The organism is Staphylococcus sp. aM, assembly GCF_052975125.1.
The window spans coordinates 335372-347196 of record NZ_CP121447.1; the positions used below are offsets into that span (position 1 = coordinate 335372).

Annotated in this window: 15 protein-coding genes; 6 read left to right on the top strand and 9 right to left on the bottom strand. The window is 33.3% G+C overall.

Annotated elements, in window-relative coordinates:
• Nucleotides 1-86 precede the first annotated feature (86 nt).
• Entirely contained in the window at nucleotides 87-1769 is a 1683-nt protein-coding gene (locus tag P7F85_RS01475; protein WP_046464451.1) for a CocE/NonD family hydrolase, read from the bottom strand.
• Nucleotides 1770-1915: 146 nt separating this feature from the next.
• On the opposite strand from P7F85_RS01475, the gene P7F85_RS01480 reads away from it, so the two are divergent.
• Nucleotides 1916-2503 (top strand): TetR/AcrR family transcriptional regulator, encoded by a 588-nt coding sequence (locus P7F85_RS01480; protein ID WP_046464450.1) that lies wholly within the window; start codon nucleotides 1916-1918, stop codon nucleotides 2501-2503.
• A gap of 49 nt (nucleotides 2504-2552) precedes the next feature.
• On the opposite strand, the gene P7F85_RS01485 is transcribed toward P7F85_RS01480, so the two are convergent.
• Nucleotides 2553-3005: a VOC family protein gene (locus P7F85_RS01485; protein ID WP_002467249.1), complete on the bottom strand. Its 453-nt coding sequence runs from the start codon at nucleotides 3003-3005 to the stop codon at nucleotides 2553-2555.
• 257 nt (nucleotides 3006-3262) lie between these two features.
• Here P7F85_RS01485 and P7F85_RS01490 point away from each other — a divergent pair, with 257 nt between their 5' ends.
• Nucleotides 3263-3949 carry an epoxyqueuosine reductase QueH gene (locus P7F85_RS01490; RefSeq protein ID WP_370657654.1) on the top strand — a complete coding sequence of 229 codons (687 nt, stop codon included), beginning with the start codon at nucleotides 3263-3265 and terminating at the stop codon, nucleotides 3947-3949.
• Nucleotides 3950-4001: 52 nt separating this feature from the next.
• Here P7F85_RS01490 and P7F85_RS01495 read toward each other — a convergent pair whose 3' ends face one another.
• Together P7F85_RS01495 and P7F85_RS01500 are read right to left on the bottom strand one after the other, a co-directional pair.
• Nucleotides 4002-4286 (bottom strand): hypothetical protein, encoded by a 285-nt coding sequence (locus tag P7F85_RS01495; protein ID WP_002467247.1) that lies wholly within the window; start codon nucleotides 4284-4286, stop codon nucleotides 4002-4004.
• 88 nt (nucleotides 4287-4374) lie between these two features.
• Nucleotides 4375-5442 (bottom strand): quinone-dependent dihydroorotate dehydrogenase, encoded by a 1068-nt coding sequence (locus tag P7F85_RS01500; RefSeq protein ID WP_046464449.1) that lies wholly within the window; start codon nucleotides 5440-5442, stop codon nucleotides 4375-4377.
• Nucleotides 5443-5679: 237 nt separating this feature from the next.
• On the opposite strand from P7F85_RS01500, the gene P7F85_RS01505 reads away from it, so the two are divergent.
• Complete coding sequence (locus tag P7F85_RS01505; protein ID WP_002467251.1) at nucleotides 5680-6537, top strand: fructosamine kinase family protein; 858 nt, start codon at nucleotides 5680-5682, stop codon at nucleotides 6535-6537.
• Between the two features lie 49 nt (nucleotides 6538-6586).
• Here P7F85_RS01505 and P7F85_RS01510 read toward each other — a convergent pair whose 3' ends face one another.
• The 4 genes from P7F85_RS01510 to P7F85_RS01525 all read right to left on the bottom strand — a co-directional run bounded on the left by P7F85_RS01510 (nucleotide 6587) and on the right by P7F85_RS01525 (nucleotide 9793).
• Nucleotides 6587-7420 carry an alpha/beta fold hydrolase gene (locus P7F85_RS01510; RefSeq protein ID WP_002467242.1) on the bottom strand — a complete coding sequence of 278 codons (834 nt, stop codon included), beginning with the start codon at nucleotides 7418-7420 and terminating at the stop codon, nucleotides 6587-6589.
• 43 nt (nucleotides 7421-7463) lie between these two features.
• The gene (locus tag P7F85_RS01515) at nucleotides 7464-8465 is read right to left on the bottom strand and encodes an amidohydrolase family protein (RefSeq protein WP_015364671.1); all 1002 of its coding nucleotides are present in this window, start codon (nucleotides 8463-8465) and stop codon (nucleotides 7464-7466) included.
• A 67-nt stretch (nucleotides 8466-8532) separates the two neighbouring features.
• Nucleotides 8533-9237 (bottom strand): SDR family NAD(P)-dependent oxidoreductase, encoded by a 705-nt coding sequence (locus P7F85_RS01520; protein WP_002467059.1) that lies wholly within the window; start codon nucleotides 9235-9237, stop codon nucleotides 8533-8535.
• A gap of 4 nt (nucleotides 9238-9241) precedes the next feature.
• Nucleotides 9242-9793 (bottom strand): TetR/AcrR family transcriptional regulator, encoded by a 552-nt coding sequence (locus tag P7F85_RS01525; RefSeq protein ID WP_002467049.1) that lies wholly within the window; start codon nucleotides 9791-9793, stop codon nucleotides 9242-9244.
• Nucleotides 9794-9918: 125 nt separating this feature from the next.
• Here P7F85_RS01525 and P7F85_RS01530 point away from each other — a divergent pair, with 125 nt between their 5' ends.
• The 3 genes from P7F85_RS01530 to P7F85_RS01540 are packed head-to-tail and all read left to right on the top strand — an operon-like array spanning nucleotide 9919 to nucleotide 11463.
• Nucleotides 9919-10221: a DUF2316 family protein gene (locus tag P7F85_RS01530; RefSeq protein ID WP_002467052.1), complete on the top strand. Its 303-nt coding sequence runs from the start codon at nucleotides 9919-9921 to the stop codon at nucleotides 10219-10221.
• Between the two features lie 17 nt (nucleotides 10222-10238).
• Complete coding sequence (locus P7F85_RS01535) at nucleotides 10239-11054, top strand: NmrA/HSCARG family protein (RefSeq protein WP_002467054.1); 816 nt, start codon at nucleotides 10239-10241, stop codon at nucleotides 11052-11054.
• Between the two features lie 31 nt (nucleotides 11055-11085).
• Nucleotides 11086-11463: a VOC family protein gene (locus P7F85_RS01540; protein WP_002467057.1), complete on the top strand. Its 378-nt coding sequence runs from the start codon at nucleotides 11086-11088 to the stop codon at nucleotides 11461-11463.
• Between the two features lie 67 nt (nucleotides 11464-11530).
• On the opposite strand, the gene P7F85_RS01545 is transcribed toward P7F85_RS01540, so the two are convergent.
• On the bottom strand, nucleotides 11531-11755 hold the full coding sequence (locus P7F85_RS01545; protein ID WP_002467048.1) for a DUF896 domain-containing protein: 225 nt from the start codon (nucleotides 11753-11755) through the stop codon (nucleotides 11531-11533).
• Nucleotides 11756-11825 lie beyond the last annotated feature (70 nt).

An 11825-nucleotide genomic window follows, 5' to 3' on the forward strand; every position in this document is an offset into this window, starting at 1 on the left:
TGCTTTAAAGTTATCATTTTAATATTCTAGTTAAACAAAAGAAAGGGCCACTCTGATGAGTGGTCCTTTCTTAAATATATATAACATTATTTTGTAACTGGAACGATAAGTTGAGAATCATATTGTCCACCTGTATGAATATGATGAAGACCTTTGTTAACGCGTTCTTCATGTTCATAGCGTGTTTTCATACCAGGCGTACTATTACCTTTAACTACTTCACTACCTTTGACAACAACGACTAATGTTTCACCTTGTTTGAAACGTGTGCCAGATGGTAATAATTCGATTTCAACAGGAACAATGTCTCCTTTATTAAGTTTGAGCTCTTGTTCATGTTTATGCCAAGGTTGAGCGATAGTTGATTTGTCTTGGTCTAACTCACGATGAGATGCACGTAACCAACCTGTAGCTACTTGACCTTGTTCAATATGGTTGAAGTCTGGGAAGTGCACTTCGTTACCACGACGATCTAGTTTCTTAATACCTGCGAATAAGTCCATATCGTCTGCATCATCTGTACTTACCCAAAGTTTTAAGTTCATATTTCCTACTAATTCTGTGTCATGATCGAATGTATAGCTAAAGCGCACATCATCTTGTTCATTTTCAGAATCGTATTGAGTTGAACTTTCTTCATTGACAGCATTTTGATTTAAAGTTAAGTCTTTAGCATTTAGATATAAAGGTGTGTAGTTTGTATTTGGTAATGGGAATGCTGTTGCTGTTTTGAATTCACCTTTATAGAATTGATCCCTTACTTCATAAGTAACAGTTGGTGTTTCTTTCCAATCATTATCTTCTTCTTTAAGGTAATAATCGAAGAAGGCTTTTTGGCGTTCAAGGTTTTCTCGAGCATAATAGCTTTCCCATTCTTTACGACCATGGATATATAACCATTTGTCTTCTGAACTTGCTTGTTTAAAGCCTTCAAAAGAACCACGATTGTGTAAACCTTGTGTTGACCAACTTGCGCAAGCTAGTAATGGTGTTTTAATTTGATGCAACGGTGCTTGACGTTGTTTCCAATAATCATCGAATAATGGATGGTCTTTTTGAGCTTGAACTAAATCTTCAATATTTGGATTATCAGTCCATCTTGCAAAAATACCTTGAACCCAGAAACGGAAGAAACCTGTATCAGGAATACCGCCATGGAAGGCTACTTCACGATACATATCATTGAGTCCTTCCCAAGGAATCATAGCTTTTAAATGAGGAGGATTTAATGAAGCAACCCACCACTGAGTAACAGCTAGATAAGATACACCATTGGTACCCACATTACCATTACTCCATTCTTGTTTTGCAGCCCATTCGATGACTTCATAGTAGTCTTCAGCTTCACGTTTTGACCAAGGTGATAGAACACCATTTGATTTAGAACTACCTCTTAAAGCAAGTTTAACTACGACATAATCTTGAGGTACCCAGAATCCTGGATCTGGTGATTCTTCTGGTGTGAAACTAGAAGTTGGAATAGGACCTAATGTAGGCCATTGTGCGCCCATGTTAGTGATTTTAGGTTTATTATCTTTACCATAAGTGTCGGCTGACATGACAACAGGAAATTGACCTTCTTTATTCGGACGGAAAATATTGACGTATAATTTTTCGCCATCTTTCATTTCTACAGCCACATCTTTTTCCATAATCATTTCTTGATTACCAAATTGTACACTATCTACAACGATATGATTAAGACCTTCTTTAACATCGTTAACATCTGTGACAGTTAATTGAGGATTACCTAATAAATTTCTTATCATTTGAATCACCCTTTTTGGTTTATTTTCTTTACACTTTTATCGTAAAGGGTTATGTGGTTAATTCCAATCATCAATGTAGATGATTTGTATGTTAACCAACAAACACCTTATAATTGTTGGAAAGAAAGCTATAAGGAAGTGACATAATGCCACAAGACCGACGTGTTAGAAAATCACAAGCAGCAATTAGACATGCTTTTATCGATTTACTCCATAAATATGTCTTAGAACAAATCACGGTTCAGCAAATATCAGATTTGGCAGATGTGAATCGTAGTACTTTTTATACTCATTACATAGATAAATATGATTTATTAGAAAAGATGGAAGATGAACAAGTAGAAATAATAAGAACGTTTATTGAAGAGGGAGATGTATATAAAAATCAAACATTCTCTGCTGAAAGTATCCGCACGATTATGGAATTTTTAATAGGAAATATAGAAAAGAATATGGAATTTTATCAATTAATGTTTACGATGGGGAAAGATTCGAATTTACATGAAAAGTTATATGAATTAATCACAGGTCATTTAAATCATTTTAAAAATGAAAACAATAAAATAGATGATATACCGTTTTCTTATTTTATGAGTTATGTATCAGGTGCTGGATTATCATTTATCCGACATTGGGTCGAGGATCCCAATCGCATTGCTAAAGATGATTTGATACAGCATTTTTACGATATAGTTAACAATGGACCAGCTACGATAATTAGAAGAGGAGAATAAAAGCAAAAGGTTGGGACACAAACTTTATGTCTCAACCTTATTATATAAATTATGACTGTGGCATTGCGTTGTAATCTTGACCGTGTAACATCCATCTTACGCCGTATTTATCTGTAAATACGCCCATTTTACCGCCCCAGAATTGCTCTGATAATGGTAATTCAACGTCGATAGAATCATGGTCTTTAATTTTATCATAGAAAGCTTCGACTCTTTCTACATCAGCTTGATCATTAATATCAAAATCAATTAATAATGAAATGCCGTTATTGATAGGTTGGATTCGGCTGAATGAATCCGCGCCTAAGATTTTCACCCCAACAATTTCAAATTCAGAATGCATTGTTGCCTCTTTGGCTTGCTCTTTAGTCATACCAAAATGTTCAGCTTGATCTTCGCCAACCTCTAAACGTTTAATATTTGTAGCGCCAAAAACCTCTTCATAATATTTAAGTGCTTCTTTTGTATTTGGAAAAGCTAAATATGGTGATAATTGAGTCATAAAATACCCCTTGTTATTTTTATTTTATTGCTAACCACATCATACAATGTTTTATGTAAAAAGAATAGAATTATGTATGATTAGTTTATTAATAATGGAAATAAGACTTAGTTTTCAATTGTATCGTTTATATGGATATATTAGGAAACTAGAAATATACTTTTTATGTATCGTTTATTGTATAATATTCATAAATTATATTATGCATTAAAAGGGAGGGGTTTCTTTTGATTGAAGCGGGCGAAATTTTAAAGAAAATGAAGAACCAAAAAATCAATTATGACAAAGTTTTAAGGAAAATGATTCAACAATGGGAACAAAACGGGGAGCGACCTAAAATTTTATTACATAGTTGTTGTGCACCTTGTAGTACCTATACTTTAGAATTTTTAGCACAATATGCTGATATCGCGATATATTTTGCCAATCCCAATATTCACCCTAGGAGTGAATATTTAAGACGCGCTAAAGTTCAAGAAATGTTTGTCAATGATTTTAATGAACAGACAGGAGCTAATGTAAAATATATTGAAGCAGCTTATCAACCACATGAATTTATGAAAATGGCTAAATCAAGAGGACTTACTGAAGAAAAAGAAGGTGGTCTTCGATGTACAGCTTGTTTTGAAATGAGGCTTGAGATGGTTGCCGAAGCAGCTGTTAAATATGGTTATGATTACTTTGGTAGTGCAATCACGTTATCGCCAAAGAAGAATGCGCAATTAATTAATCAACTTGGTATGGATGTTCAACAAATTTATAATATTAAATATTTACCAAGTGATTTCAAGAAAAATAGGGGATATGAGCGTTCCATTGAAATGTGTAAAGATTATCATATTTTTAGACAGTGTTACTGTGGGTGTGTGTTTGCCGCAATGAAACAAGGGATTGACTTTAAAGAAATTAATAAAGAAGCCAATGAATTTTTAAAGCAATTTTAAAAATGACCCAGAGCGAAGATGTTATATCTTTTACTCTGGATCATCATATTAATTAAATCATTCTATGAATGAAACGTACGATAGCCATAATAGCTATGACGAGCATTGCTGCAAAAGAAAAGAATTTAAATCGTTTATTTTCTTTTTTAATTTCTTTGTCTTCATTTTGCATCATTTCTTGTAATTCACGTTCGATTTCTAAATCGAGATCTGTTTTTCGATAGCCATTTAGGCCTTTTCTTTCATCTTCATCATTTGAAGGATGTGATTTACTGTTTTCTGTTGTGTCTTGTTGTGTGGACTGATTCATTTCTTTATCTTTGATATCTTCTCGCATTGTATAATGCCTCCTATATTCATGACACATACTTTTAATGATTATACTTGATGTAAAGTCATTGATTCATCGTTAACTTGCTTTTTAATTATTTTACATCTAATCCGATGATATCGCTAATATGATGATAATCGTTTTGGTTTAAATATTGAACAATATCTTTATTTATTTTTTTAGTTAATCCTGGACCTTCCATAACTAATGAAGAGTATATTTGTAATAAAGAGGCTCCATTACGTAACATTTGGATAGCATCCTCAGCATTAAAGATGCCGCCTGTACCAATAATTAAGAGTTCTCCCTTAGTTTCTTGATAGGCTAATTTAACAAGTTTTAAATTACGTTCAAATAATGGACGTCCGCTTAACCCCCCATCTTCAACACGGTTAGCTGATTTTAAGCCATCACGTTTACGTGTCGTATTTGCAAGGATGACACCATCGAAGTGTGTCTGAATAGTTGGTAATAGAGATTTCAAACCTTCTTCATCCATATCAGAGGTCAATTTTAAGAAAATAGGTACATTGATTTCATTGCTTGCTTTAAACGTTTCTAACGCATTGCATAACATTGAAAATTCATCTTTATCGTGAAAATTTTGTAAGTTTTCAGTATTAGGTGAACTTATATTGACAGTGAAGAAATTAACATCATTTTTGAATGTATCAATGACTTTAATATAATCTTGATATCGCTCGTCATAAGAAGTCATTTTATTAACACCTACGTTTAGACCTATAGGTGTATGGTAAGCGTAGCGGCGCAAATGACTAAGTGCTTTGTTCATACCGATATTATTAAAGCCCATGCGATTAATTAAGGCATCATCTTCTAATAAGCGATACATACGAGGTTGTGGATTACCTGGTTGTGGTTTTGGTGTGATACCACCAAGTTCTAATGCGCCGAAACCAAGATTTTCTAAAGCTTTAGGTACTTCACAAGATTTATCATAACCAGCTGCAAGGCCGATTGGATTTTCAAATGTAATACCGTGAATATCTTGAGATAACATTGGATTTTGGTAATCGAATAATTTTTTCATAATCGGTAATACATAGGATTGCTTTTGTGCAATTTTTAATGCGTCGATAGTTAATCCGTGTGCTTTTTCAGGTTCAATTTTAAATAAAAGGGGTTTAATTAATTTATACATGTTAACGCTCCTAGTTCATTATATTTGAGGCTTACTATCCTCAACTTAATATATTTGAAACTTTTCCTTTTAATAGACTAGCATTTTCATTTGCAATTTCCTAGTTAAATTATAAAAATTAAAAAAATAGACGAACTTTTATAAAGTAGGACTACATATTGATACCGTCTTTAACGATTAAGCGATTGGAAATGAGGTAATATAAATAGTATTCAGTAATATAGGGAAGGTGACATCATGGCTATAGATTGGAAAGAACATTTACCGCTAGATTACATTAAAGAGATTACGCCAGTCAGTGGTGGAGATGTGAATGAAGCATTTAAAGTAACCACGCAGCAAGATGATACGTTCTTCTTATTAGTACAACGTAATCGAGATGAATCATTTTATGCTGCAGAAATAGCAGGACTAAATGAATTCGAAAATGCAGGTATTACTGCTCCTAAAGTCATTGCAAGTGGTGAGATAAATGGTGATGCTTATTTAATTTTAAGCTATCTTGAGGAAGGACCAACTGGCAGTCAAAAAGACTTGGGACAATTAGTTGCTAAAATGCATAGTCAACAACAAGAAGATGGTCAATTTGGATTCAGATTGCCACATGAAGGTGGCGATATTTCATTTGATAATTCATGGACGGACAATTGGAAAGACATTTTTATTTATCGCCGTATGGATCATATTCGAGATGAATTATTACGTAAACAACTATGGAATGAAGAAGATAATAAAGTATATGAACAGGTGAGAGCGGTGATGCTAGATGCATTAGACCAACACCAAAGTAAGCCATCGTTATTGCATGGTGACTTATGGGGTGGTAATTATATGTTTTTAACAGATGGTCGTCCAGCTTTATTTGATCCAGCACCGTTGTACGGTGATCGTGAATTTGATTTAGGTATTACAACCGTATTTGGTGGTTTTACTCAAGAATTTTATGATGAATATGAAAAGCATTACCCGTTGGCTAAGGGTGCGTATGAACGGTTAGAATTTTATAGATTATATTTATTGATGATACATTTATTAAAATTCGGTGGAATGTATGCGAGTAGTGTTAATCGTTCAATGGAAACAATATTAGGGTAAAGAAAAGCACGCGTTGAATTATTTTTCAACGCGTGCTTTTTTAATCAACTTATTGATGCCACATTTTTAATAATACTTCGGCAAAGCCTTCAGGTTTTTGTACATAACCTAAATGACCGCCAGGAATATCAAAGATTGGTAAACCGATTTGTTCATTAATATAGAAGTTAACATCTTGTGGAAATGATCCTTTAGAATCAGTACCATTTAGTAATGTGATTTGATCTTCATGCTTTTTAAAGTCCTCTAAAGTAATATCTGAATGTGTATATTGGCGAATTTCGTATTCAGACCAGAACATTACACGTTGATATTGTTCTTTTTGAGCTTCTTCTGTTTCTGCAGGCTGAGACATCATTTTAGCATCTATCGGTGCAATATTAAGTGTTTCAGCAAATGTTTTCATACCTTTTTCTAAACCTTCTGTAAGGATTTGGTTTACAATTTCATCATTTTTATCTTTCCAGTATTTACTATCTGGTAAGAATGTATTGATTGGTGGTTCGTGGAAAGCAATTTGTTTAACCACTTCAGGGTGTTCTTTGAGTACATGCATAGCAACGATTGAACCAGAACTTGAACCTAAAATATAGACAGGTTCATCACTAAGTGATTGTGCTAATTCTGCAATATCTTTTGCGTCACGTTTTACACGGTAATCATCGTCTGGATTTGCTGCTGATTCTGGTAGTGGTTCTGTTAACTCACTTTCACCATAGTCACGACGATCCACTGCAACTACAGTGAAGTGATCTTTTAACTGTTGTGCTAATGGCATAAAGATGTCGCCAGTCCCATTGGCACCTGGGATGAATATTAATACCGGACCTTGTCCAATTTGATGATAACGTAATTTAGCACCTTTTAATTCTATTGTATTCATATGAAATACCTCCATTGAGTTAAAGCATGATTTATAAATAATATTATTCTAAGCCAAGTAATTTAGCGCCATTTCTATAACTTACTTTCTCTTTTTCTTCATCAGTTAAACCAAGTTCATCTAAAAATACGCCTAAACGTTCTGGTTCGATATAAGGATAGTCTGCCGCATATAAAATTCGGTCAATTCCCATTTCTTTTTTAACTAAATCAAATTGTGGTTTAGTTAACATACCACTTGGTGTCATATAGAAATTATTTTTAAAGTAATAACTAACAGGGTGTTTTAAATGATCAGCAAATAAAGTTTCATCCATACGTTCTAAGAAGAATGGAATGAATTCACCCCAGTGTCCGATAATCATATTTAGATTAGGGTAACGATCAAAGATACCTGATAGTACCAAATGGATTGCATGAATACCAACATCGATGTGCCAGCCATAACCGAAACAAGCGAATGTAGCAGCAGTGATTTCTGGATAATTTCCTTTATAGTAAGATTGGTATACATCACTATTTACGGGTGCGGGATGTAAATAAATAGGTACATTTAATTCTTCAGCAGTTGCAAAAATACCGTCGAATTGATCTTGATCTAAGAAACCATCTTTTGTACGACCCATAATGAGTGCGCCTTTAAACCCTAACTCGTTGACACAACGTTTGAATTCTTCAACAGCCGCTTCAGGTTCGTTAATTGGTAATGTAGCAAATCCTACAAAACGATCTGGATTTTGTTTGATATAGTCAGCTAATTGATCATTAGCTTTTTTACATAAATCGATGGCTTTTTGACCTTCAAGATTTGAGGGTGCACCATTACCGTATGATAATACTTGCATTTGTACATTTTGTTCATCCATGAATTTAATTCGTTTATCATGATGAGAGATTTCATCAGCGTCAGTAAAACCTGATTTTTTCTCTAATCCTTCTAACATGACTTTCATGGGTACGCCATTAGGGTCAGCAGAAACTTGACTCATTGTTTCTTTTTGAATGTCATCTATCACATAATGTTCTTCGAAAGTAATACTTTTCATTTTAAATCCTCCATCATAGTGCGTTTTTATTTATATAGTGGGAATACTACTCATTAATTATTGGAAATTACCAAGGCATTTTGCCGTCACCATTAATGAACGTACCTGTTGGTCCATCAGCATCAATTGTTGCTAATTCTACAATAGGTTTGATGCCTTCAGTTGCTGGTTTAGAATTATTGCTAAAGTCACCAACTAAGTCTGTATTTGTAGAACCTGGATCTGCAGCATTGATTTGCATTTGAGGTAAACCTTTAGCGTATTGAACTGTTAGCATAGTGACAGCTGATTTAGAAGAACAATAAGCTAATGAATTAACATGAAATTCTTCTGACTCAGGATTTGTTACCATACCAAATGAACCTAAACCACTTGTTACATTAACAACGACAGGTTGTTCTGATTGTTCTAGTAATGGAATGAATGTGTTCATCATTCTTACAATACCGTATACGTTTGTTTGATAGACTTTATCCATGTCTTCAACAGTAATATCTGCAGGTTTTGCAAATTGTCCTGAGATACCAGCATTGTTAACAAGTACATCTAAGCGACCTTCTTGATCTTTAATGTAGTTGAAAGCATGTTGTACAGATGTCTCATCAGTAACGTCTAATTGTACACTTTGTGCACCAATTTCTTTAGCTGCTTCTTGTCCACGTGATTCATTTCTAGAACCAATGTAGACTTTATGTCCTTCGTTGATAAGTGCTTTGGCAGTTTCGAAGCCTAAGCCTTTATTGCCACCTGTAATTAATGTAATTTTAGTCATGATATTACTCCTCTTTATCAAAATATAGTTTGATTATATAATCTCTGATTGTTTCATTTGATAGTCCGCGTTCGTCTTTTTGTAATTCGAAAGATTTAGTAGATAATGATTTCAAGAACATATCTACTTTGAAAGTTGTCCATGTTGTACTTTTATTATTGCCAAGAATTTCACTATAAAACTTAAATAACTGTAAATAAATATCACTATGGTAAAAGTCATTTTTATCTGTTGTTTCTTCAATACAGTGAAGTAAGTCACTGTTGGTGGTTTTGAAATCTAAAAAGATATCAAGCGACTTTGCCATGACTACTTTAGTATCGTGATGTTTTTCTTTCACTTCGTACATTTGGTTGATAATGTCAGTAAAGTCATGTTCGATAATCGTCGCACACAAGGCACTCTTATCATTAAAATGACGATACAAAGTTCCCATTCCAATATTTAATTCTTTTGCGATGCGATTCATACTCACTTGTTGAACACCATATTGGTTAAAGAGTTCAATCGCTTTATTCTCAATGCGCTGCCGGTTCTCGAGGGCGTCTCGTCGCAAATACATCACCTTCTTAAAATAAGTTTGTTGACAAACGGACAACTATCCGTTTATTATAAAGCCTATCATACAAAAAGACAAATAGAGTGATATAGATGTTTAAATAAGAAGGATGAGTGATATAAGTGTCATTAAATAAAGAGCAAAGACAAATCACAGCTAAAGAACTACAAGAGCATTTTGACGAAACAACGTTAAGTTTAAAAAATATAGCAGACGAATTGAACATTTCAATCAATGATGTGTCACATGTATTACAAATGAAAGCGCCAAATAAATTATTTGGAAATCATTTGCAACAATTTATACATTTAGTTTGGGACGTTCGAGACCTAATGAATGAAAATATCTGGCATACGGGTAAATCACCAAAAGAATATACATATTTAAAAGGTGAAAAGGATGATTATTGGTTTTTACAACAGTAATGAAGGAGAGAATATCAATGAAAAGCATTTTAGTAATCGGTTCTACAGGTAAACAAGGTAATGCCGTAGTTAAGCAACTTTTATCAGATGGATGGCATGTACGTGCACTAACACGTAATAAGAATAATGAAAAGTTAACGTCTATTGATAGTGACAAACTTGAAATTGTAGAAGGTGACTTAAGCGATCAACAAAGTTTAGAACAAGCAATGCAAGGACAATACGGATTGTACAGTGTTCAACCTATTGTTAAAGATGATATTGCTGAAGAATTAAGACAAGGAAAAATGATTATTCAACTTGCTGAAAAGCAAAACATTGAATTTGTGGTTTATAGTACAGCTGGTGGTGTAAATAGAGATAGAAAAGGACCACACTTTGAAGCCTTAGCAGATATTGAAAATACACTTAAAGCGTCATCATTGAATTTTTCAATTATCAAACCTTCATTCTTTATGGATAACTTCCTTAGAATAGCTAAAAAAGAAAATCAACAAATTGTAATACCTGAATTTATTAGTCCAGATGTTAAATTTGCGATGATTTCTTCAATTGATATTGCTAGAATTGCTGCAAATTTATTTAAAGACCCTGAACAATATAATCATCAAGCGATTGAAATTGCTTCAGATGAGTTAACACTTAATGAAGTCGTTAAAACGTTTGCTACTGTTACTGGCATGCCAACAGAAATTAAAGGTAAATTTGTTAGTGGTACAGCCGAAAGAAGTTGGCTAGAAGAAAAAGGTTATGTTGTCGATTTTGATTTAATGAATCAAATTAATCCAGATAAACTATCATTAGCCCAATGGATTGAGAAAGTACAATTTTAGTAATGGTCTATGTTAATAAGGAGAGATAGTTATGATTCAGTCGATGTGGTTTAATTTACATGTTAAAGATTTAAAAAGAAGTGAGCAGTTTTACCAATCTTTAGGATTTGAAATTAATCATAATCCTGACAGGCTTGACAAAATGGTAGGAATTAAAATAGGATCGACCATTGTCATCTTAATTGAAAATAAACATTTTGAAGCGGTCACTCAGGATAAAGTTCATGCAAATGCTAATGAAACGATTATTTCTCTAGGTGTAAAGACGAATGAAGAAGTTGATCAACTTGTTAAACAAGTTGAAGCGTCAGGCGGTCATATTTTAGAACAACCGACAGTTAAACAAGGCTATTATGGTGCTATGTTTGCTGATCCAGATGGACATAAATTTAACTTTTTAGTTTGTTAAATACAATAAGGCACTCAGTTTCCAAGTTTGGATGCTGAGTGCCTTTTAATTTGGATTTAAGATCAACTTAAATATTTCCATATTCTTTTCTCAAATCATAAACTTTTTCTGGTGTAACATCTTGGCCAAGTGGATCAACAACTTTCATAGTAGAAAATGTATGAAGTACTTGTCCTCGTATCATTTTTAAATAGTCTTGTCTGAGTGCTTGTTGTTCTTGTTTTTCTTCTACACTCAATGTTTGTACTTTTTCTTTATTTGCTAATTCGTTAATTCTGTCTAAAATTTGCATCATCGCAACCTCCAATTCATTTTTCCAACAAATATTTACTAAGCAACACTTGTTGTATAAACATAATATA

What these genes read in the sequence shown, in the direction of transcription:
- P7F85_RS01475 (WP_046464451.1), bottom strand. Translation starts at nt 1,769, where the DNA reads ATGATAAGAAATTTATTAGGTAATCCTCAATTAACTGTCACAGATGTT.
- P7F85_RS01480 (WP_046464450.1), top strand. Translation starts at nt 1,916, where the DNA reads ATGCCACAAGACCGACGTGTTAGAAAATCACAAGCAGCAATTAGACAT.
- P7F85_RS01485 (WP_002467249.1), bottom strand. Translation starts at nt 3,005, where the DNA reads ATGACTCAATTATCACCATATTTAGCTTTTCCAAATACAAAAGAAGCA.
- P7F85_RS01490 (WP_370657654.1), top strand. Translation starts at nt 3,263, where the DNA reads ATGAAGAACCAAAAAATCAATTATGACAAAGTTTTAAGGAAAATGATT.
- P7F85_RS01495 (WP_002467247.1), bottom strand. Translation starts at nt 4,286, where the DNA reads ATGCGAGAAGATATCAAAGATAAAGAAATGAATCAGTCCACACAACAA.
- P7F85_RS01500 (WP_046464449.1), bottom strand. Translation starts at nt 5,442, where the DNA reads ATGTATAAATTAATTAAACCCCTTTTATTTAAAATTGAACCTGAAAAA.
- P7F85_RS01505 (WP_002467251.1), top strand. Translation starts at nt 5,680, where the DNA reads ATGGCTATAGATTGGAAAGAACATTTACCGCTAGATTACATTAAAGAG.
- P7F85_RS01510 (WP_002467242.1), bottom strand. Translation starts at nt 7,420, where the DNA reads ATGAATACAATAGAATTAAAAGGTGCTAAATTACGTTATCATCAAATT.
- P7F85_RS01515 (WP_015364671.1), bottom strand. Translation starts at nt 8,465, where the DNA reads ATGAAAAGTATTACTTTCGAAGAACATTATGTGATAGATGACATTCAA.
- P7F85_RS01520 (WP_002467059.1), bottom strand. Translation starts at nt 9,237, where the DNA reads ATGACTAAAATTACATTAATTACAGGTGGCAATAAAGGCTTAGGCTTC.
- P7F85_RS01535 (WP_002467054.1), top strand. Translation starts at nt 10,239, where the DNA reads ATGAAAAGCATTTTAGTAATCGGTTCTACAGGTAAACAAGGTAATGCC.
- P7F85_RS01540 (WP_002467057.1), top strand. Translation starts at nt 11,086, where the DNA reads ATGATTCAGTCGATGTGGTTTAATTTACATGTTAAAGATTTAAAAAGA.
- P7F85_RS01545 (WP_002467048.1), bottom strand. Translation starts at nt 11,755, where the DNA reads ATGCAAATTTTAGACAGAATTAACGAATTAGCAAATAAAGAAAAAGTA.